This is a genomic window from Shewanella algae, assembly GCF_009183365.2.
GTDB classification, from domain to species: Bacteria; Pseudomonadota; Gammaproteobacteria; order Enterobacterales; family Shewanellaceae; genus Shewanella; species Shewanella algae.
In genome coordinates this window covers 1,382,068-1,401,672 of record NZ_CP068230.1, presented here as the reverse complement: position 1 = coordinate 1,401,672, position 19,605 = coordinate 1,382,068, and the positions used below count along the sequence as shown (strand labels likewise).

Here is a 19,605-nt window from a genome sequence, read left to right as displayed (position 1 = left end):
ATTCTGATTAACAGGCCGCGGATTATCATCTATCATCAAGATACCTAAAAGTTAGATACCATCACCAATAGTGATATGTTAACCACAGAACAATTGGAAGCTTTTGTCGCCAGTGTCGAGACGGGCTCCTTTTCAGCCGCCGCCAGACAACTGGGTAAAGTGCAATCCGGTATTAGCCAGCAGATAATGAATCTGGAGCTGGATACCGGGCTGCAACTCTTTGACCGCAGCGGTCGTTATCCCCAACTGACCGCGGCTGGGCATCACCTGTTGCCCTACGCCAAAGCCGTGTTGGCTCAGCACCGCAGATTGGCTCAACAGGTATCCGGTTTAGGCAGTGACACATCAATGGAAGTGATTCTGGCGGTTGATGAAGGGATCCCCTACAACCGCCTCGGCGATCTGCTCAGACAATTGGAACTAGAGTTTCCGCAAATTTGCCTGAGTTTGCTGTGCGCCTCGAGCAAAGATGTGATTGCTCTGGTCAAGGAAGGCAAAGCCACTGTGGGCCTGCTGTTCAGTGAACCGGTTTACCCCGAAACCCTGGACTTTGAAACCATAGGCACTGTGACTTTTGAGTTACTGGTCAGCCCCAAACACCCCTTGGCCGAGATACGTGCCATGCATACGGATATTCTCAAACTGCACAGACAACTGGTCATAGGCAGCAAATACTCGAGTAATTTCTGGTTCGATCAGGTGCACTCGCCGGATGTTTGGTTTGCCGACAACTATTACGTCCTGTTGGAGCTGGCCAAACAAGGGTTTGGTTGGGCACTGCTGCCAAGGCCTTTGGCTCAGGAAGCAATGAGTAAGGGGGAACTACAGGCCGTAAAGCTGGATTTTGAAGTAGGTGGCTGGCAAGCCAATGTGGATGTACTCCAGTCATCGGCCAGTCAGGTGTCCAGAGTCAATGTCAGAATGCGGCAACTACTGCGTGAACTGCTTAAAAAACAATAAAGCGGCTTTATGCCGCTTTATTCCAATGTTGAATTCCCACATTGTGCCCGTGTGGATCAGAGGTTATTTTTCCACCTTGGGCGGGAAGTTGCTCATTACACTGGCTACCGCCTCGTTAACCTTGGCAATTCGCTTTTGCGGAGTATCGCTATCACGAATGGTGTCAGCCACTGAGCCACGCCAGATGAGCTTGCCGGACTTGGCGTCGACCAGATCCACAATCAAGGTACCGACTTCATATTCGCGTACTGTGGTTTGGGTCTGCATATTGCCGCCCCAGCCCCAACCCGGCCCCCAATATGGGTTGTAACCATAGTTGGTGTTGAAAGTGTCGACATTGATTTTCTTGTCTACCTTGGTCAGATAGTTAACCAGGATATCGGCGTTTTCCTTGGTAGCAATCTGCAGGCCCTTTTGTGCCAACTGCCGATCCAAGGCATCACGTACTCGCTGATCCATCAAACCATCCAGATGATAGCTGGTGTCTTCGGATTGCTTTTCCACCCAGGCATAACTCTTGTACTGGCTAAAGTTCACACCCGGGTCATAATCCCAGCCAGTATTCAGTGTACTACAAGCACTTAGCATCAGTGCCATTGCGGCTGTTATCAGATACTTCATCGAAATTTCCTCGTTTACCCAGGCCAGGAAACGGCCATAAAAACCCATGAAATCAGCTTACATTTCAATCTTCTGCTCTACAACCGAATTTAACAAAATTTAGTTTACCGATTCAGCTTGACTTCAGTATAGTACCAAATGATAATGATTATCATGTAGATTAGATAGTGAATGACTCATGCTTTGGTATCTCGCATTCTTTATTATTGCCAGTGGCGTTTTGCTGACTCGAAATTCTCTGCTGCAACAGGCGCAGGAACTGGCCGGAATAGGCAGCATCAATCAAGCCAGGCGTTTGCTTATCCTGCCGCTGCTCATTCTCGGTTGGCTCGGTGCCAGATTGGTCGAGCAACAGATTTCACCTTTTGATCTGGCCGCTTTCGGCTTCGTCCTGACGACACTGACACTACTGGTGCCCAAGCTAAGAATACTGATGCTGCCCTGCGCCTTTTTATCTGTGGTGGCAGTGCTTGGCGGAATACTGCTTTCCTGACATCTTCTTGTGATTGCCGGCGTCCAAGCCGGTGGCTGATATTGTTCCCTGCACAATTTCAGTTTTTTACCAGCCACCTCAATGGTGGCTTTTTTTTGATTTCAGCGGCTTGGAGCAAGCCATTGGGCGCTTAGGCTAAATCTGCTAGACTGCGCCCATAAGCCATAGATCAGCATCAACAATGAAAACAGATCCCAATGTCAGTTTGGTATACAGTACCGACAAAGGCCGTATTAGCCAGCCCAAGGAACAAGCCACCATCCCGACATCCGATGGTATCGTCCGGATCCACAAGGACAGCAAGGGCCGCAAAGGCAAAGGTGTTTCAGTAATCAAGGGGCTGGGACTGGACGCCAAGGCGCTGAAAGATCTGGCGCAAAAACTCAAGAAGCAGTGCGGTTGCGGCGGCACAGTAAAAGCGTTCGACATCGAGATCCAGACCGACAATCGTGAGCAACTCCAGGGCCTGTTGGAGAAGCTGGGCTACAAGGTGAAGCTGGCCGGCGGCTGACAGGCAACAAGTACCAGGAGCAGTATGATGGACAGTTTGCAAAATCATTTTCTTATCGCCATGCCTTCGCTCGATGATACTTTCTTCGAGCGTTCGCTCATCTATGTGTGCGAGCACGACAGCAAGGGCGCCATGGGACTCATGGTCAATCGTCCCATAGGCATTGAGGTTGATGAGTTACTGCTGCAGATGGAGCTGGCAGAAGAGGTATCTCTCAAGCCTTCAATAGACAACAGCGTACTGGTAGGCGGTCCGGTGAACCCGGAGCGGGGCTTTGTACTGCACAGCAGTCAACCCTATTGGGCCAACAGCACTGCCATCAATGACGAGATAATGTTGACCAGCTCACGGGATATTCTCACCTCTCTTGGCACCTCAAAGGCGCCGGAGCATTTTCTGGTGGCGCTGGGATACGCGGGTTGGAGCCGCCACCAGCTGGAGCAGGAACTGGCGGAAAACAGCTGGCTGACCATTCCCGCCACACCCGAGATACTGTTCAATACTCCCCATGAGCATCGTTGGCTCAAGGCCACCCAATCACTGGGATTCGATATCTGGCAAATGTCCAGCCAGATGGGACACGCTTGATTACAGAGGCAAAATGACTGCAAAAACCGTACTGGGCTTCGATTTCGGCACCAAGAGCATAGGCATAGCCATAGGTCAGCAGTTGACCGGCAGTGCCAGCCCACTGACATCCATCAAGGCAGTGGATGGTATTCCCGATTGGCAGCAGATAGCGGCTTTAATCGAAGAATGGCAACCGGATCTCGTGGTGGTGGGACTGCCACTCAATATGGATGGCACAGAGCAGGAGATGACCCAAAGAGCCCGTAAGTTTGCCAACCGTATTGCCGGGCGTTTCGGTGTCAAGGTGGCCACCCAGGATGAACGCCTGACCACGGCCGATGCCAAGGCCAGATTATTTGAACTCGGTGGCTTCAAGGCGCTGACCAAGGGCCAGATCGATGCCGTCTCTGCTGTGCTGATCATCGAAAGCTATTTCGAGAACCAGTACTGAAACCTCTGCGGCTTAAAGACCCCCGGGGAGTTCAAGCCGCAGCTGGTCCAATCTTATTTCGGCTTCCTCAGGAATGAGTCTCATCTGGAACGGCCCCAGATCCTGCCCCCAAGCTATCAGGGCCTTTTGCCGGCCAACTGTCTGAGCCCCTGCAGCAAAACCTCCATATCCTCACCATCGGTATAGATATGCGGCGAAAAGCGAAAGCCAAATCTTGGGCGCAAGTCTGTCTTGATCCCCAATCTGTTGAACACTTGCTGCGCCGCCTGCCTATCGGCGAAATCGACTACCACAGTGCCACTGCGCTCGCCGCTGATATTGGGCGTCACCACCTTGAGTTCATGACTCAGGGCACAATCCAGGATCCCCTGCCCCAGGCGCTGATTGTGTTGATAAATTTGACTATCGCCGAAAGCGCGCAGCTGCTGCAGTGACGCCGCTGCCAGCATGTAAGGCAATACGGAAGGCGTGCCCCCCCAAAACCTTTTTGCTCCCTTGGCATAGCGGAAGTCATGGATATCGAACTCAAACGGCGCCTCATGGGAGAACCATCCCAGATCCACAGGCTCCAGCGTCTGGGCCAACCTATCGCTGAGCCATAAAAAGGCCGCCCCCGGGCCAGCGCAACACCATTTAACGCAGGAACCCAAGACAGCATCAGCCTGCCACTGCCCCAAATCTATCGGTATAACTCCGAGAGACTGGGCAATGTCCACCACAGTCATTACTCCTAAGCTTCGGGCCAGAGCGCAAATTTCACTCACAGACTGTAACTGACCGGTTTCAGAAATGGCATGGGTGATAAAGGCCAGCGCCACATCCTCTCCCAAGGCCTGTTGCCACTGACTCAAAGACACCAGCCCGGCTTGCGGCTCAAGCAGCTGCAGGCGGTAGCCCTTCTTCTCGGCCTGTTGCAGTACAAACCCCATGGAGGGGAAATCCAGTTCGGTGGCCAAGATCCGCTGACCGGGCTTGGCATTCGGCAGGGCGCCGACCAGCTTGGATAAAGCCGAAGAGAGATTCAGCTGCGGGCAAAAGCCACTGGCGGGAACTCGGGTCAAAGCCGCAAGTTGCTGCAAAAACAGCTCAACCCCCTCGAGCCACACAGGCCAGGCGTCACCGCCTTGATGTTTCCAGGCGCCGAGAAACTCGCTGACCGCAACTTCGCATCCCTTTGGCATGGCGCCCACAGAGTGGGACAAAAAATAGTGCCCTTCGGGCAGATGAAAACGCGATTTCAACGACATTCCAGGCTCCTCAGTCGGCAATCGAGTCGCGTTTGACACCTTAAACACCGCCCCAGATATCTGTCATCTGACCGCGAATTTGCCATAGTTTAGGGAAAAACTGCATCTTCATACCTGAGTTGAGGATTTCAGTGCTGCGCCCCTTCAGTGACATGCTGTCTATGCCTATGCTTCTGTGGATGAGTTTGATGTGATGGTAACGGAAGTGCTGAAACAGCTGGTCGTACTCTATCATGGCCTCGGCCACCATATAGCTTTCATCGTGACGGTATTCACTGTTGTATATCTGCTCGACCGTCAGCCCCTTTTGCTCAAGGTAGACTCGCTCAAAGGTGAGCCACAGCGGCTTATAAAGCTGCAACAGGGTTTTGAATCCCGGTGATTCCTGACCGCTGCCGTTGCCCAGTTGCAGCCGAATGGCCTGATAATCCTTGATAGACATAGTGTCGAGAATACTCAGTTGCTCGATAAGAAACCCCATCGCCTTATGTACCCTGGAAAACAGGGTCAACACCTTGAAGGTCTCCCCTGCGGCCATACGCTCATCAATCTCCAGCAGGGTGTAACAGATGAGCTTCATCCACAACTCCTCCGACTGATGCACTATTTGAAACTGCAACTCATCGGCGTTACACAGTTGCTCATAGGGCTTCTGGCAGCTGAGCAATTTGGGAGTATTGAGGTACTTTTCATAATCCAGTCGACCCTCTCCGGCCATGCTGGCATATATCTGCTCGCGATCCATGATGCCTTATCCTTATTCTTGTATTGTTAACCATAAATTAACATTCAACTTGCCAAGCTAAGGCATAGCGTGGCAGGCAACAAGGGCAGCGAAGCGATCCGCAAACAGCGGCAGTGTCAAATATTGTTGGCAGGGCTGCCGGACTGCAGCCCTGGATAGGGGGACGAGCGCTTACAGATAGGGACGAACCAACTCCGCCATCATCTCTATATGGCGCGGTCTGTCGTTGAGCGCCGCTATATAGCGGAATGACTTACCACCGGCCTGTTCGAAAAACTCACGGTTCTGCCCGGCAATCTCCTCCAGAGTTTCCAGGCAGTCGGCGCTGAATGCAGGACAGGCAACGGCTACATCTGTGATCCCCTGCTTTGGCAGAGCCATCATGGTTTCATCCGTGTAAGGGCCCAGCCATTTGGCCTTGCCGAAACGGGACTGGAAGCTACTGATCACATCATCCTCTGCCAGCCCAAGACGCTCGACCAACAATCTTGAGGTCTTGATACAGAAGCAGTAGTAAGGGTCGCCCAGCTTGAGATTCCGCTCCGGCATACCATGGTACGACAGCACCAATTTCTGCGGTTTGCCGTGTTGGGCAAAGTCTACTTCGATGGACTCGGCCAGCGCCTCGATAAACAGCGGATTATCGTGGTAGGTATGGATAAAGTGCAGCGACGGCAGGTAACGCCATTGAGTCAACTCTTTGGCTATGGCATCAAATGCAGAGCCCGTGGTAGGGCCGGCATATTGAGGATAGAGCGGCAGCACAACCAGTTTATCGACCCCTTGATTGTGCAGGCGTTTGAGCACATCGCCCACCGCCGGGTTGCCGTAACGCATCGCCAAGGCAACTTCGGCTTCAACGCCTTCGGCCTTGAGTTTTTCTGCCAAGGCCTGGGTCTGGCGCTCACTGATATCCATCAGTGGCGAGCCCTTATCAGTCCACACCTCACGGTAAAGGGCCGCCGATTTGGCCGGCCTGACCCTGAGAATAATGCCATGGAGAATAAGCTTCCACAGCGCCTTGGGGATCTCCACCACCCTGGGATCGGAGAGAAATTCGGCCAGATAACGCCGCACCGCCGCGGGTGTCGGTGCGTCCGGCGTCCCCAGATTCAACAGCAATATCCCGGTTTTACCACGCCCGGCGTGGCCCTTGTCTTTATCAAGACCGATAAACTTAGCCAAAATCACCTCAGATAGAAAACGAATAAGTCAGATATTAAAGCACAGATTCAATCGCTTTGATCAATTCATCACTATCGGGTTTGACTCTGGAGTTAAAGCTCTGCACCTGTTTACCGTCGCCACTGACCAGGTACTTGTAGAAGTTCCACTTGGGCGCGCCGGCCTGCTGCCCCAGATAGGCAAATACCGGGTTCACATCACTGCCACGAACCGCAGAGGTAGCCACCATGGTAAAGGTCACGCCATAGTTGATGTAGCACACCTTGGCGGTATCTTTCTCTTCGTTTTCTTCCTGGAAGAAGTCATCGGATGGGAAACCTATCACCACCAGCCCGCGCTCGCGGTAGTCCTTATGCAGGGCTTCAAGCGCTTTGAATTGAGGCGTAAAACCACAATTGCTGGCGGTATTGACCAGAAGCACAGGTTTACCTTGGGTGAGTTCACATAGGTCGACAGACTCCTGGGAATGGAGCTTTCTCAACTTGATATTGAGGTAATCGGGGCACTGACCGGCAACAGCCGCCGTGGGCGCTAAAGCCAATGCTGTAAAAGCCAGCCTCTTCAATGCAGGCCCGGTTAAATTCAATCTTGCCAAGGGCTTGAACACCTTCACCATAACACCTCCATTTGTTTTTATTCTTACCAGCTTCAGCCGTTAAAAGTAGAAGCCAACATTGATATTCAGCCTTGAATGCCAGCTGCTGTCGCCTTCGGCAATACCTATGCCGGGGCCGTTGACAAACCACATGTTTTTACCGGCGATCCAGTCCACGTAGGAGTAAAACTTACCGGCGCTGATGGCGCATCCTGTGACATTCTGCACCGAATCATCCAACCCGGTACCCGAGGCAAATACCTGGCTGTAGTCGTTATAACAGTTGAGCTGAGTGATAGGGCCCCAATCAACATCTATGGTGCGCGAAAGGTTAAATGTGAGCACATCGGCCTCGGCCGCTATCTCAAACGGGTAGGCAAAGGCCGACAGTGCCAAACGCTCGCCTGGCATGTCATAGTCATAATGCAGATACTGCACCTGAGTCTGCCAGGCGTGCCAATCCATTTGCCAATGGGCTGCTACCGCCAAGCCATCTGTGTCTTCACCGGCAACGGCGCCGGCCATTGGCTTGTAGTCCAAACGGCTATATTGCACAGAAGCGCCCAGTTTATGGGCAAACTCGCCATACTTCAGGCTGCGCTCGACTCTGGCGTTAAACTGCCCTGCCTCTTCATAGGGGGCGTTTTCTGTGGTGGCGACATCGAAGGAATAGCGCTTGAAGCGGCTACCGTCGCCATATTCATCATTGGCAAACCAGGCGAGATCGTAGCGCCAGCCGTCCTTGTTGTACTGCCAGTGAATACCAGCATCATAGTCGTCTTCAAAGCCGAGATAATAAGTCGCGCCGAACCAGAAGGAATGAGCCGCATAGGGCAGCAAACCGAAAGGCACCTGGGTGACCCCGAGGCGAATGTCCGAGTTTTCTGAAAAGCGATAGCCAAAGAAGGCATGCTGGATCACATCCTGATCCTGATACCAGCGGTACTGAGCCGACGCGAACAGTTCTCCGTTATCGTATTTGACATCGGCGCGAAACAGCTCGAACTCCAACTTGGCATCGTCATCATAGTCTTTCCAGCCATAGTTGACTCGTACCGCCCCGCCGATATCCAGCTCGTCGGAAACCGGCACGGCCGCGGCCGGCAGAGTGAAACAACCGGCCAGAGCCAGACCCAAAGCTGAAAATAAAGTGGTTTGCTGCAATTGCATTCCCCTTCCATCCTTTTCACAAAACAGGCGCAACACAATAACAAAAAGATAGCTCTTTTTCGAACAATCCACTCAATACAAACAAAAAAGGCGTCATTCCGACGCCTTTTGCAGTGCTTTCCCACTAATCCATATCCAGGGTAACTCCCTCCATGAAACCTGAGTTGCCGGTGTCATTGCTGTGGAGTTTAATCATGAGTCGCAGGTCGTTTGGCGAGTCGGCATGATGCAGTGCATCGGCGTAGCTGATCTCCCCTTCACAGTAGAGCTTGAACAACGCCTGGTCGAAGGTTTGCATCCCCTGCTCGTTGGACTTGGCCATGGTATCCTTGAGCACGTGCAGTTCGTTCTTTTGAATAAGACTGGCCACCCTGGGGGTGTTGATCAGCACTTCGATGGCGGCGCGCCGGCCGCTGCCGTCCACCTTGGGCACCAACTGCTGGGCCACAATACCGCGCAAGTTAAGCGACAGGTCAAATAGCAGTTGTTGGTGCTTACTCTCTGGCACCAGGTGCATGATGCGATCCAGCGCCTGGTTGGCGTTGTTGGCGTGCAGGGTTGCCATACACAAGTGGCCGGTTTCGGCGAACGACAGGGCAAACTCCATGGTTTCCTGGGTACGGATCTCACCGATAAGGATAACGTCCGGCGCCTGGCGCAATGAGCTCTTGAGCGCCGCATCAAACGACTCGGTATCTATACCCACTTCCCGCTGGGTGATAATGCTCTTGCCGTGTTGGTGAACAAATTCCACCGGATCTTCGATGGTGAGTATGTGTCCCCTAGCATTAGCATTACGGTAACCGATAAGTGCCGCCAGCGAGGTGGACTTACCCGTACCGGTTCCCCCGACCATGATCACCAATCCGCGCTTGCTCATTACCAAGTCTTTGAGAATGGGCGGCAGGTACAGCTGCTCCACAGTAGGGATCTTGGTTTCGATACGCCGCATCACGCAGCCCGCCGACTCCCGTTGCCAGAAGGCACTGACCCGGAAACGCCCCAGCTCTTTGGCGCCCACGGCAAAGTTACATTCGCGGGTCTCGTGAAACTCCTTTTTCTGCTCCGGCGTCATCAAAGACTCAACAAACTCCAGCGACTGCGCCGGGGTAAAGGCGTTTTCCGCCAAGGGCCTGAGTTCACCGTCCACCTTGGCACTGGGAGGAAAGGCAGCGGTAATAAAGAGATCCGAGGCCTTGCGCTCCACCATAGCCTTGAGAAAAGGTCTGACGTCCATGGGGACTCCTTAGAAATTCGCTTGTTTGTTGGAGCTCTTGGCCATGGCATCTTCCCGACTGATCAAGCCGCGATTCACCAGGTTCTGCAGGCTCTGCTCCAAGGTTTGCATGCCATGGGCCATACCGGTTTGAATAGCAGAATACATCTGTGCCACCTTGTCCTCACGGATAAGGTTTCGGATAGCCGGGGTTCCCATCATGATCTCATGGGCCGCCACCCGGCCGCCGCCAACTTTCTTGATCAGAGTCTGGGAGATAACCGCCTGCAACGACTCAGACAACATGGTACGCACCATGTCTTTCTCGCCTGCGGGAAATACGTCAACCACACGGTCAATGGTCTTGGCCGCCGAGGTGGTGTGCAAGGTACCGAACACCAGGTGGCCGGTTTCTGCCGCGGTCATCGCCAGGCGTATGGTTTCCAAATCCCGCATCTCACCGACCAGGATGACATCCGGATCTTCACGCAGGGCGCTTCTGAGGGCGGCGTTAAAGCTGTGGGTATGGCGGTGCACTTCCCGCTGGTTGATAAGGCATTGCTTGTTTTGGTGCACGAATTCAATAGGGTCTTCAATGGTGAGAATATGATCGTGGCGGTTCTCATTGACGTAATCTATCATCGCCGCCAGGGTAGTACTCTTACCCGAACCTGTGGGGCCGGTTACCAACACCAGGCCGCGAGGATATGAAGCGATTTTCTTGAAGATTTCCGGCGCGCCCAGTTGTTCCAAAGTCAAAATGTCGCTGGGAATTGTACGAAAAACCGCGGCGGCGCCGCGGGACTGATTGAAGGCATTGACACGAAAACGCGCCAGATTGGGAACTTCAAAGGAAAAGTCGATTTCCAGAAACTCTTCATAATCCTTACGCTGCTTGTCATTCATTATGTCGTAGACAAGTCTGTGAACCCCTTGGTGATCAAGCGCAGGGACATTAATCTTTCTGACCTCGCCGTCGACGCGTATCATGGGAGGCACACCGGCCGACAGGTGCAGATCCGAAGCGTTATGCTTTACACTAAAGGCCAATAATTCAGTGATTTCCATAGTTTGGGATATCCGTTCAACCAAAAAGTTTACATCATGACAACAATAGCAGACAGACTGGCGCTAGCCCAGCGCAGGATAGCTCAAGCGGCGCAAATTTCGTCCCGAAATGCAAGCGAGATCAAGCTGCTGGCTGTCAGCAAGACCAAGCCGATCGCCGACATTGAACAAGCTTATGCCGCCGGGCAACGTTGCTTTGGCGAAAACTATGTCCAGGAGGGGCAACAGAAAGCCATGGAATTGACGCAGCGTTGCCCCGATATAGAATGGCACTTTATCGGCCCGCTGCAATCCAATAAATCAAGAATTGTCGCCGAGCACTTCCATTGGATGCACACCCTGGAGCGGGAAAAGATCGCCCGCCGCCTGTCGGAGCAGCGCCCAGAAGGCATGCCACCACTGGAAATCTGTATCCAAATCAATGTTTCGGGTGAGAGTTCCAAAGCAGGAATAGCAACACAGAGCGAAATGTTTGAACTGGCAAGCCTGGTGGACTCATTGCCCAACCTCAGACTCAGGGGACTGATGACAATTCCCAGTGCCGGTGAAGGCCCAAGGCTTGAGGCGGAGCTGTCGCACATGCAGCAACTATTTGCCGAACTGAAGCTCAAGTTTCCACAGGTGGATACCCTGTCCATGGGTATGAGTCAGGATCTTGAGCTCGCCATCGCCAAAGGCTCTACCATGGTCAGAGTCGGCAGCGCTATTTTCGGCGAGCGGAACTACGGCTGATAAACCAGCCAATAAGATCTGAGATTGGCCGCTGAGACCTTGTTTTTGATAGTATTGGCCCAAATACTAATATCTCCCGCACGGTCAAACCCGATGCGGGATACACTCCAATCACAAGTGACAGGGGACAGCATGGCTCAAAAGAAAATCTGTTTTATCGGCGCCGGCAATATGAGCCGCAGTATCATCAGCGGGCTGGTGGGCAGCGGTTATCCGGCTGAATTGATCCAGGCCAGTAACCCAAGCACAGGTAAACTCGATGCCCTCAAGCGCGATTTCGGCATCCTCACCACCACAGACAACCAAGCCGCCTGTGACTGGGCCGATATCATAATGCTGTCGGTCAAACCGCAACTGATGCAGCAGGTGTGTGAGCAACTGGCAACACTGCCGCTGGCCGACAAGCTGTTTATTACCATAGCGGCAGGGATCCCGGCCGCCAGATACAATGACTATTTCGGCCAGCAGATTAAGCTTATCCGCACCATGCCCAACACCCCAACCCAACTTGGCTATGGCATGACAGGCCTTTATGCCGCAAGTGGGGTTGAGCAGGCGGATAAAGATCTTTGTCAGCAGATTATGGCCAGTGGCGGCGAGACCCTGTGGGTAGACAAAGAAGCGGATCTCAATTTGGTGATCGCCTTGGCAGGCAGCTCTCCGGCCTATTTTTTCCTGTTTATGGAAGGCATGATGGATGCGGCCAAAGAGCTGGGGCTGGATGAATCCAAGGCCAGGTTACTGGTGCAGCAGGCGGCTCTGGGGGCCTCACAGATGGTGATTCAAAATCCTCAGCTGAGCGCCGGCCAACTGCGGCAGAATGTCACCTCCAAGGGCGGTACCACCCATGAGGCGGTGGAAACCTTCCAGCGAAGTGATCTCAAGGGACTGATCAAGCAAGCAATGAACAACTGTATTGCCAGGGCTGAAGCCATGGCCAAAGAATTCTAAACGACCCAAGGGCGAAACTTTTCATGAATGACGCATTGATTTACCTGATTACAGTCGTATTCGACCTCTATTTTATGGTAGTCATACTAAGGATCTGGCTGCAGTTGGTGCGGGCAGATTTTTATAACCCCTTCAGCCAGTTTATCGTCAAGGCCACCCATCCTATTGTGGCGCCCATGCGGCGGATACTGCCCTCCATAGGCAGTCTGGATACCGCCTCTGTGGTGCTGGCACTGCTGGTGGTGGTGGTCAAAATACTCTTGCTGACCCTGATGGCGGGCCAGGAGTTCAACCTGGTTGCCACCTTGATGTTTGCCCTGGTGTCCTTGTTTAAAAAGGCTGGGGTATTGCTGTTCTGGATCCTGATCATCCGCGCCATCCTCAGTTGGGTTAGCCAGGGGCGCAATCCGATTGAATATGTGATGATGCAGTTGACCGAGCCATTGCTGGCGCCCATTCGCCGCTTTCTGCCCCCCATGGGCGGGCTGGACTTGTCGCTGCTGGTGCTGATGGTATTGATGAATTTCGTCAACATACTGTTGGCCAAGACGATTCCTTTCTGGGCCATCGCCTGATGAAAGCTGTTAGCTGGGAGCAGCAGGATCTGCTGCTCAATCTCTATATCCAGCCCAAGGCCAGCCGGGATCAACTGGTTGGCCTGCATGGTGAAGAGTTCAAGGTGGCCATTACCGCGCCACCTGTGGACGGCAAGGCCAACGCCCACCTGACCAAGTATCTGTCCAAAGCCTTCAAGGTGCCCAAGGGGCAGATAGCCATAGTCAAGGGAGAGCTGGGCCGCCACAAGCAGGTGCGTATTGAGTCGCCCAAGATACTGCCCGCAGAAATCGAGGCCTTGCTCTGATGCCATGGCAGCAGACAAGGGACTATAATCAATTCAACACACTTAACCTCAGGTAAAGCATTATGTTGCGCAAATTTTTGACCCTGCTTTTGTGTCTCGGCTCTCTGGCCGGTGTCGCCCAGGCCGAACAGAAGCAGACCGTCGGCCAGTTCGATATCCACTATATGGCGCTGGGCAGCACCTTTTTGACGCCATCCATCGCCAAGAACTATGGCATAGAACGCAGCCGTTACACGGGTATCATCAATATCGCCGTACTGGATACCAGCGAAGAGGGCAATCCGGCAGTACCGGTCGAGATATCCGGCCTGGCCAACAATCTTATCGATGCCAGAATACAGTTGAAATTCCGCGAAATTCGCGAGGGTGATGCCATCTACTATATTGCCGAGGTGCCCTATCGCGACGATCAGGAGATCAACTTTCAAATCCTGATAAAACACGGTAACGAGCTCAACACCACTCTGGCCTTCAAACAGAAATTCTACGTCGATTGAGCTGTACATTCCGTCAATAGAGCGCCGCCGAATAAGCGGCGTTTTTTTATGGCCGCCCCGAGTGGCTATTGACCGCGGGCTTAAAGAAGCGACTTCGGCCATTCAGGCTCACACCAGATTGGCCTAGACCAATGTCGATTGCTACCGATAAACCTTCCACGGCTCTACTTGTTTTCGCACCTTTTCATTGTTGCTGAGTGAGTAAACTCTTTTGCAAAATGGTACTATTGTCGGCATTGCGAAATAAGGAAAATCCAAGATGAAACAGATAGTGCTTGCCAGTGGCAACAAGGGAAAACTCAAAGAATTCGCCGAGATGTTCAACGCCTTCAATATTGAGGTGTTGCCACAAAACCAATTCGATGTGCCTGAAGTGGCGGAAACCGGCACCACTTTTGTTGAAAATGCCATTATCAAGGCGCGCCATGCCGCCGAAATCACCGGCCTGCCCGCTATTGCCGATGACTCAGGCCTCGAAGTTGATGCTCTGGACGGCGCTCCCGGCATCTACTCCGCCCGTTACAGTGGCGCCAACGCCACGGCCGAAGGCAACTACAACAAGCTGCTTGGCGCCATAGAGGCAACGCCAGCCCCCCGTACTGCCCGTTTCCAGTGCGTACTTGTGTATATGCGTCATGCCAAGGATCCGACTCCCATCATCTGCCAGGCCGCCTGGGAAGGGGAAATAGGTTTTGAACCCAAGGGCGACAATGGCCATGGTTATGATCCCGTATTCATTCCCTGTGGTTACCAGCAAACTGCCGCCGAGCTCAGCAGTGATGAAAAGAACCATCTCAGCCACAGAGGCAAGGCGCTGAAATTGCTGCTTGAAGCCTTCAAACAACAGGGGATCCTCGGCTGATGCTGACGCTGCCACCGCTGAGTCTCTATATTCATATTCCCTGGTGTGTGCAGAAATGCCCTTACTGTGATTTCAACTCTCACGGAAAACAGGGTGAGCTGCCACAGCAGGAGTATGTCGATGCCCTGCTTGGCGATCTCGACGCCGACCTGCACTATGTTCAAGGCCGGCAACTGCACAGCATCTTTATCGGTGGTGGCACCCCCTCCCTGTTCGATGCTGCCCAGATAGGCAGGCTGCTGCATTGCGTGAACCGGCGCATTCCCTTTGCCGATGACATAGAGATCACCATGGAGGCCAACCCAGGCACCCTGGAACATGATGACTTCAGCGCTTACCGCGCCGCAGGTGTCACTCGCCTCTCCATCGGTGTGCAGAGCTTTGCCAAAGACAAGCTCAACCTGCTGGGGCGAATTCACGGCAAGGATGAAGCAGTCAACGCCGCCAAAGGCGTTGCTGCAGCCGGATACCAGAGCTTTAACCTGGATCTGATGCACGGTCTGCCGAACCAGAGCTTTGAAGAGGCCATGGCCGATATCGACACGGCGGCGGCGCTCAATCCTCCGCACCTGTCCTGGTATCAGCTCACCATAGAGCCCAATACCCTGTTTCATTCACGCCCGCCGCAACTGCCGGACGATGAAGCGCTTTGGCACATCTATGAACAGGGCCAGCAAAGACTTGCGGCCCTTGGCTACCAGCAGTATGAAATATCCGCCTACGCCAAACCCGGTTTTCAGTGCCGCCATAACCTCAACTATTGGGAGTTCGGTGATTATCTGGGGATTGGGTGCGGCGCCCACGGTAAGCTGACGCTACCGGAGCAGGACCGCATAGTACGCACGGTAAAGATAAAACATCCAAAGGGATACTTGGCCACAGAGGATTATCTGTTTGAGGAGAGCTATGTACTGCCAGAAGACAGGGCGCTGGAGTACCTGATGAACAGGCTGCGACTGATGAGCCCCATCCCCTGGAGCGAATTTGAAGCGCGCACCGGCGTTGCGGCCAACACCCTGGATAAAGGCATGCAGCAGGCCGCCGAGCGCGGGCTGGTGGAGATCACTCCCGGTTACTGGAAGCTCACCAACAAGGGGCATATGTTCGTCAACGATCTGCTGTCGCAGTTTTGTTAACTCCATCTCTTATTAGCCTCCTCTTGCTGCTGCCAAAGCAAAAGCAAAAGCAGCAAGAGGAAATATTTTCTAACATTTACGCCAAAGGAAGGTGTATATAAGCCCTCGTGGCACTCTGGCTTCCACAGCAATTGGCGTTCAAGGCATCTGACTGAAGGCATGCCGGGGCCTGCCAAAGTCGGATAACGCCGAAAGCCTGTTGCTGTGGAAGCCCCAAAGGGCGTGTCTTACAGACCTGTCTGCTGTGTTGTGACTCTTGCAAAGGGCTTGCCATTCGCTGCGAATCACGCCTTGCATCCAAGCCTGTAAGCCAACGCAGAGCACACATGGGGCTTGTACACACCTTCCTTACGTTACCGTATTTCATTAGGATTAACTTCTTTAGACACAAATGAGCCATAGCAGTCGCGGTTTCTGTGCGTCTTTCCTGACTCGGGCCATCGTCATCCGGCCTGCCATTGCCAAGCAAAAAGGAAGTTGTCCATGCCTATAACCATAAGAAAAAGTCTGTTGACGCTGGCCCTTGGCGCCGTTTTAAGCAGCAGTTATCCCCTTCTCGCCCAAGCCTCCGTCTCCGGGCAGAGTAACCAAGCATCAAACCTGGCTCCTGAGGTCATCAAGGCCGAATCCGCCAAAGCCAACGCCCTGTTTGAAGCCATCTTCAACGAAGATGTCGCCGCCAGCCCGGTGCGGCAGACCTTTCTAGGTATCAAGACAGATTACGGCAAATGGGACTCACTGGGAGATGCGGCCGATGATGCCGCGCTTGCTCGCGCCAAGCAGCAGCTTGAGCGTCTGTCACTACTGGATCCGACAAAGTTGGACTCACAGAGCAAGTTGAGCCTGGAGCTGTTGACCGCCAAGCTGCAACGTCAGATCCGCGATGATAAGTTCCGCCACTACAACTACCCGGTCAACCAGATGTACGGCATTCACTCGCTGGTGCCTTCATTGTTGATAAACCAACACTCGATAGCCGACGAAGCCGATGCCCGCGCCTATATCAGCCGTTTAGCCGGGGTTCCTGAGCTGTTCGAGCAACTGATCACCGCCCTCAAGGTTCGCGCCGAGGAAGGCATAATCGCCCCCAAGTTCGTATTCCCCCACGTACTTTCAGACAGTCGCAATATTATTCATGGCGCGCCGTTTGATAGTGAGCCGGACAGCGCCATCTGGGCCGACTTCAAGGGCAAGTTGGCAAAACTCAAGCTGGATGAAGACACCCGAGACAAACTGCTGGATCAAGCCACCATCGCCCTCAAAGAACAATTGAGGCCAGCTTACCAAAAGCTGATTGCCTATCTCGAAACCCTGGAAAAACGGGCCGACAGTAGAGATGGAGTCTGGAAATTCCCGAGCGGCAGCGCCTTCTATAACAATGCCCTGGCCAATACCACCACCACAGAGATGAGCGCCGATACCATTCATCAATTAGGACTGGACGAGGTCGCCAGGATCCACGGCGAAATGCGCGCCATCATGGACAAAGTTGGCTTCAAGGGCGATCTCAAAGCCTTCTTCGAGTTTATGCGCCAGGATGAAGGTTTCTACTTCCCGGACAATGACGCTGGCCGCCGGGCCTATCTGAGAGAGGCCACCGCCCTTATCGATAACATGAACTCGCGCCTGGATGAAGTATTCAAGGTAAAGCCCAAAGCGCCTTTGATAGTCAAGCAAGTGGAAGCCTTCAGGGAGAAGTCTGCTGGCAAGGCTTTCTACAACCAGCCCTCGGCCGATGGCAGTCGTCCGGGAACTTACTATGCCAACCTCTATGACATAATGGCTATGCCCAAATACCAGATGGAGGCACTGGCCTACCATGAAGGGATCCCCGGGCATCACATGCAGATAGCCATAGCCCAGGAACTGGAAGGACTTCCCAGCTTCCGTCGCTTCGGCTCTTACACGGCTTATATCGAGGGCTGGGGACTTTACAGTGAGTACTTCCCCAAGGAGATGGGGCTTTACAGCGATCCCTACTCAGACTTTGGCAGATTGGCGATGGAGCTATGGCGCTCCTGCCGTTTGGTGGTGGATACCGGGATCCATGCCAAGAAATGGACTCGAGAGCAAGCCATAGCCTATTACATGGACAACACTCCCAATGCCGAATCTGACGCAGTAAAAATGGTTGAGCGGCACATAGTTATGCCCTCGCAGGCAACCGCTTACAAGGTGGGGATGAACAAGATACTTGCGCTTAGAGCCTACGCCAAGGAGGCGCTGGGTGAGCGTTTCGACATTCGCGCCTTCCACACCCTGGTATTGCAAAACGGCCCCTTGCCGCTGGATGTACTTGAGCAGGAAGTAAAAGACTGGGTGGCCGCGCAAAGCCAGGCTTGAAACTGAATCAACTGCCGCTCCCGTGAGCGGCTTTTTTATACGCTTGATTCCGTTCTGAAAACAGGCATAAAAATACCCCGGCCACCTGGGCCGGGGTAAACCAAAATCAGGATGATGGTTTTAAGGCCGACATTGTTTTAGTTCGAAAACCTGGGTCGGCATTGATAAGGGCTTAACACTCTGTGTTGAACCAAGCAGTCTACAGCAGGAGGGGTCAGTCCCACGGCACACCCATATGTTGGTTCCACCCGAATCAACTGCAACCATTGTATTTATTTCAGAACAGACTGCAACAAGATTATTAAAAACCTTTAGGATTCACTAAACAATAAAGCGATAAAAAAACCAACAAAACCTCAATATCTACATGATATAAAAACAAAAAACACCCAAGCGGAACTTGAGTGTTTTTCATTGTTCTATTATAAGAACGATATTTCTTTATTTTTCCTGACGCAGGGCAAACAGATCTGCGTATTTTTTGTCCCAATAGGGTGGTGTACCTATGTGATCCTTAATGAACTCGATAAAGGCACTCACCTTGGGAGCCAAGTGTTTACGTCTTGGATAAACCGCCTGCAGCGGCAGATGATGGGTCAGTTGCCAATCGGGAAGTAGAGGAACCAGAGTGCCTTTTTCTATTTCATCTTCCAGCAGATAACTGGCGAGATAAACCACCCCAAGCCCACTGACAGCGGCAGACTTGAGCGCCGGCGCATTGTCGACTCTGAAATTACCCGAAACCCCTATCTCACAGTAGTCATCGCCCTTCTTGAATTGCCAGACGCTGTGCTCATGCCATTCACCGTGGTAAACCAAACAGTTGTGCTCCACCAGCTGCTCCGGCCGGGCCGGCATACCGTGGGCCGCAACATACCCGGGGGATGCCACCAGCAGGAACTGACACTTCATCAGCGGGCGGGCCACCATACCCAGAGGCAGTTGCTCTGACATGGTCAGCAGCAGATCCAGGCCTTCACTGACCACATCAACCTTATGGTCCAACAGGCTCACCTGCAGCTCGAGATCCGGGTGACGGGTCATAAACTCGGGCAGTGCCGGAATAATATGCATGGTGCCGAACGACTGGGAGATCCCTACCTTGAGCACGCCTCGGGTGGCATCATTGAGGTTGTGCACACTGGCCACCGCCTGATCCGCATCCCTGAGCAGTTCTTCCCCCTGCACATACAGCAGATTACCGGCTTCGGTGAGGCTTAAGCTACGGGTCGTTCGCTGGATCAACTGGATCCCGAGTTTATGTTCAAGATCGGCAACCTGGGTACTGACCTTGGATTTGGATATTCCAAGCCTGCGCGCCGCGGCACTGAAGCTGCCGGCACGGGCGACATGAGTGAAAATAGCGATAGGTTCTAACAGTTCTAACATG

Annotated in this window: 22 protein-coding genes; 13 read left to right on the top strand and 9 right to left on the bottom strand. The window is 53.1% G+C overall.

Annotation, left to right across the window (positions count from 1 at the left end; all coding sequences use genetic code 11):
• Positions 1-75 precede the first annotated feature (75 nt).
• Complete coding sequence (locus E1N14_RS06305) at positions 76-960, top strand: LysR family transcriptional regulator (protein WP_025009454.1); 885 nt, start codon at positions 76-78, stop codon at positions 958-960.
• 63 nt (positions 961-1,023) lie between these two features.
• Here the strand turns inward: E1N14_RS06305 and E1N14_RS06300 are convergent, their stop codons facing one another.
• Positions 1,024-1,581, bottom strand: a complete 558-nt coding sequence (locus tag E1N14_RS06300) for a DUF4136 domain-containing protein (protein ID WP_025009455.1) — start codon at positions 1,579-1,581, stop codon at positions 1,024-1,026.
• A 178-nt stretch (positions 1,582-1,759) separates the two neighbouring features.
• Here E1N14_RS06300 and E1N14_RS06295 point away from each other — a divergent pair, with 178 nt between their 5' ends.
• The 4 genes from E1N14_RS06295 to ruvX all read left to right on the top strand — a co-directional run bounded on the left by E1N14_RS06295 (position 1,760) and on the right by ruvX (position 3,606).
• The gene (locus E1N14_RS06295; protein ID WP_025009456.1) at positions 1,760-2,074 is read left to right on the top strand and encodes a hypothetical protein; all 315 of its coding nucleotides are present in this window, start codon (positions 1,760-1,762) and stop codon (positions 2,072-2,074) included.
• A gap of 181 nt (positions 2,075-2,255) precedes the next feature.
• Complete coding sequence (gene yciH, locus E1N14_RS06290) at positions 2,256-2,585, top strand: stress response translation initiation inhibitor YciH (protein ID WP_025009457.1); 330 nt, start codon at positions 2,256-2,258, stop codon at positions 2,583-2,585.
• 27 nt (positions 2,586-2,612) lie between these two features.
• Positions 2,613-3,173: a YqgE/AlgH family protein gene (locus E1N14_RS06285; protein ID WP_062793315.1), complete on the top strand. Its 561-nt coding sequence runs from the start codon at positions 2,613-2,615 to the stop codon at positions 3,171-3,173.
• Between the two features lie 13 nt (positions 3,174-3,186).
• Positions 3,187-3,606 (top strand): Holliday junction resolvase RuvX, encoded by a 420-nt coding sequence (gene ruvX, locus E1N14_RS06280; protein ID WP_025009458.1) that lies wholly within the window; start codon positions 3,187-3,189, stop codon positions 3,604-3,606.
• A gap of 116 nt (positions 3,607-3,722) precedes the next feature.
• Here ruvX and E1N14_RS06275 read toward each other — a convergent pair whose 3' ends face one another.
• The 7 genes from E1N14_RS06275 to E1N14_RS06245 form a co-directional block, all read right to left on the bottom strand.
• A complete protein-coding gene (locus tag E1N14_RS06275; protein ID WP_062793316.1) occupies positions 3,723-4,853 on the bottom strand; it encodes an aminotransferase class V-fold PLP-dependent enzyme in 1,131 nt (376 codons plus the stop codon).
• A 40-nt stretch (positions 4,854-4,893) separates the two neighbouring features.
• Complete coding sequence (locus E1N14_RS06270) at positions 4,894-5,598, bottom strand: tryptophan 2,3-dioxygenase family protein (protein ID WP_037436417.1); 705 nt, start codon at positions 5,596-5,598, stop codon at positions 4,894-4,896.
• A 171-nt stretch (positions 5,599-5,769) separates the two neighbouring features.
• Entirely contained in the window at positions 5,770-6,783 is a 1,014-nt protein-coding gene (gene hemH, locus E1N14_RS06265) for a ferrochelatase (RefSeq protein ID WP_025009459.1), read from the bottom strand.
• Positions 6,784-6,817: 34 nt separating this feature from the next.
• Positions 6,818-7,399: a glutathione peroxidase gene (locus E1N14_RS06260; RefSeq protein WP_081737044.1), complete on the bottom strand. Its 582-nt coding sequence runs from the start codon at positions 7,397-7,399 to the stop codon at positions 6,818-6,820.
• 39 nt (positions 7,400-7,438) lie between these two features.
• Entirely contained in the window at positions 7,439-8,548 is a 1,110-nt protein-coding gene (locus E1N14_RS06255; protein WP_062793317.1) for a hypothetical protein, read from the bottom strand.
• Positions 8,549-8,672: 124 nt separating this feature from the next.
• The gene (locus E1N14_RS06250; protein WP_062793318.1) at positions 8,673-9,785 is read right to left on the bottom strand and encodes a PilT/PilU family type 4a pilus ATPase; all 1,113 of its coding nucleotides are present in this window, start codon (positions 9,783-9,785) and stop codon (positions 8,673-8,675) included.
• Between the two features lie 9 nt (positions 9,786-9,794).
• Positions 9,795-10,832: a type IV pilus twitching motility protein PilT gene (locus E1N14_RS06245; protein WP_025009461.1), complete on the bottom strand. Its 1,038-nt coding sequence runs from the start codon at positions 10,830-10,832 to the stop codon at positions 9,795-9,797.
• A 36-nt stretch (positions 10,833-10,868) separates the two neighbouring features.
• Here E1N14_RS06245 and E1N14_RS06240 point away from each other — a divergent pair, with 36 nt between their 5' ends.
• The 8 genes from E1N14_RS06240 (at position 10,869) to E1N14_RS06205 (ending at position 18,215) form a co-directional block, all read left to right on the top strand.
• The gene (locus E1N14_RS06240) at positions 10,869-11,564 is read left to right on the top strand and encodes a YggS family pyridoxal phosphate-dependent enzyme (protein WP_025009462.1); all 696 of its coding nucleotides are present in this window, start codon (positions 10,869-10,871) and stop codon (positions 11,562-11,564) included.
• 132 nt (positions 11,565-11,696) lie between these two features.
• On the top strand, positions 11,697-12,515 hold the full coding sequence (gene proC, locus E1N14_RS06235; RefSeq protein ID WP_062793319.1) for a pyrroline-5-carboxylate reductase: 819 nt from the start codon (positions 11,697-11,699) through the stop codon (positions 12,513-12,515).
• A 23-nt stretch (positions 12,516-12,538) separates the two neighbouring features.
• The gene (locus E1N14_RS06230) at positions 12,539-13,090 is read left to right on the top strand and encodes a YggT family protein (RefSeq protein WP_025009464.1); all 552 of its coding nucleotides are present in this window, start codon (positions 12,539-12,541) and stop codon (positions 13,088-13,090) included.
• Positions 13,090-13,377, top strand: a complete 288-nt coding sequence (yggU, locus tag E1N14_RS06225) for a DUF167 family protein YggU (RefSeq protein ID WP_037436422.1) — start codon at positions 13,090-13,092, stop codon at positions 13,375-13,377. Before E1N14_RS06230 ends, yggU begins: the two co-directional genes overlap by 1 nt.
• Before the next feature lie 62 nt (positions 13,378-13,439).
• Positions 13,440-13,874, top strand: a complete 435-nt coding sequence (locus E1N14_RS06220; RefSeq protein WP_025009466.1) for a DUF4426 domain-containing protein — start codon at positions 13,440-13,442, stop codon at positions 13,872-13,874.
• A 259-nt stretch (positions 13,875-14,133) separates the two neighbouring features.
• Positions 14,134-14,736: an RdgB/HAM1 family non-canonical purine NTP pyrophosphatase gene (rdgB, locus tag E1N14_RS06215; RefSeq protein ID WP_025009467.1), complete on the top strand. Its 603-nt coding sequence runs from the start codon at positions 14,134-14,136 to the stop codon at positions 14,734-14,736.
• A complete protein-coding gene (hemW, locus tag E1N14_RS06210) occupies positions 14,736-15,872 on the top strand; it encodes a radical SAM family heme chaperone HemW (RefSeq protein ID WP_028779021.1) in 1,137 nt (378 codons plus the stop codon). The genes rdgB and hemW overlap by 1 nt, the downstream gene beginning before the upstream one ends.
• 483 nt (positions 15,873-16,355) lie before the next feature.
• Positions 16,356-18,215, top strand: coding sequence for a DUF885 domain-containing protein (locus tag E1N14_RS06205; protein ID WP_025009468.1), 1,860 nt, complete (start codon positions 16,356-16,358; stop codon positions 18,213-18,215).
• Positions 18,216-18,656: 441 nt separating this feature from the next.
• Here the strand turns inward: E1N14_RS06205 and E1N14_RS06200 are convergent, their stop codons facing one another.
• On the bottom strand, positions 18,657-19,604 hold the full coding sequence (locus E1N14_RS06200) for a LysR family transcriptional regulator (protein WP_025009469.1): 948 nt from the start codon (positions 19,602-19,604) through the stop codon (positions 18,657-18,659).
• Position 19,605: the final 1 nt, after the last annotated feature.

Coding starts and splice junctions, on each gene's coding strand:
- E1N14_RS06305 (WP_025009454.1), top strand. CDS start 76: ATGTTAACCACAGAACAATTGGAAGCTTTTGTCGCCAGTGTCGAGACG.
- E1N14_RS06300 (WP_025009455.1), bottom strand. CDS start 1,581: ATGAAGTATCTGATAACAGCCGCAATGGCACTGATGCTAAGTGCTTGT.
- E1N14_RS06295 (WP_025009456.1), top strand. CDS start 1,760: ATGCTTTGGTATCTCGCATTCTTTATTATTGCCAGTGGCGTTTTGCTG.
- yciH (WP_025009457.1), top strand. CDS start 2,256: ATGAAAACAGATCCCAATGTCAGTTTGGTATACAGTACCGACAAAGGC.
- E1N14_RS06285 (WP_062793315.1), top strand. CDS start 2,613: ATGGACAGTTTGCAAAATCATTTTCTTATCGCCATGCCTTCGCTCGAT.
- ruvX (WP_025009458.1), top strand. CDS start 3,187: ATGACTGCAAAAACCGTACTGGGCTTCGATTTCGGCACCAAGAGCATA.
- E1N14_RS06275 (WP_062793316.1), bottom strand. CDS start 4,853: ATGTCGTTGAAATCGCGTTTTCATCTGCCCGAAGGGCACTATTTTTTG.
- E1N14_RS06270 (WP_037436417.1), bottom strand. CDS start 5,598: ATGGATCGCGAGCAGATATATGCCAGCATGGCCGGAGAGGGTCGACTG.
- E1N14_RS06260 (WP_081737044.1), bottom strand. CDS start 7,399: ATGGTGAAGGTGTTCAAGCCCTTGGCAAGATTGAATTTAACCGGGCCT.
- E1N14_RS06255 (WP_062793317.1), bottom strand. CDS start 8,548: ATGCAATTGCAGCAAACCACTTTATTTTCAGCTTTGGGTCTGGCTCTG.
- E1N14_RS06250 (WP_062793318.1), bottom strand. CDS start 9,785: ATGGACGTCAGACCTTTTCTCAAGGCTATGGTGGAGCGCAAGGCCTCG.
- E1N14_RS06245 (WP_025009461.1), bottom strand. CDS start 10,832: ATGGAAATCACTGAATTATTGGCCTTTAGTGTAAAGCATAACGCTTCG.
- E1N14_RS06240 (WP_025009462.1), top strand. CDS start 10,869: ATGACAACAATAGCAGACAGACTGGCGCTAGCCCAGCGCAGGATAGCT.
- proC (WP_062793319.1), top strand. CDS start 11,697: ATGGCTCAAAAGAAAATCTGTTTTATCGGCGCCGGCAATATGAGCCGC.
- E1N14_RS06230 (WP_025009464.1), top strand. CDS start 12,539: ATGAATGACGCATTGATTTACCTGATTACAGTCGTATTCGACCTCTAT.
- yggU (WP_037436422.1), top strand. CDS start 13,090: ATGAAAGCTGTTAGCTGGGAGCAGCAGGATCTGCTGCTCAATCTCTAT.
- E1N14_RS06220 (WP_025009466.1), top strand. CDS start 13,440: ATGTTGCGCAAATTTTTGACCCTGCTTTTGTGTCTCGGCTCTCTGGCC.
- rdgB (WP_025009467.1), top strand. CDS start 14,134: ATGAAACAGATAGTGCTTGCCAGTGGCAACAAGGGAAAACTCAAAGAA.
- hemW (WP_028779021.1), top strand. CDS start 14,736: ATGCTGACGCTGCCACCGCTGAGTCTCTATATTCATATTCCCTGGTGT.
- E1N14_RS06205 (WP_025009468.1), top strand. CDS start 16,356: ATGCCTATAACCATAAGAAAAAGTCTGTTGACGCTGGCCCTTGGCGCC.
- E1N14_RS06200 (WP_025009469.1), bottom strand. CDS start 19,604: ATGTTAGAACTGTTAGAACCTATCGCTATTTTCACTCATGTCGCCCGT.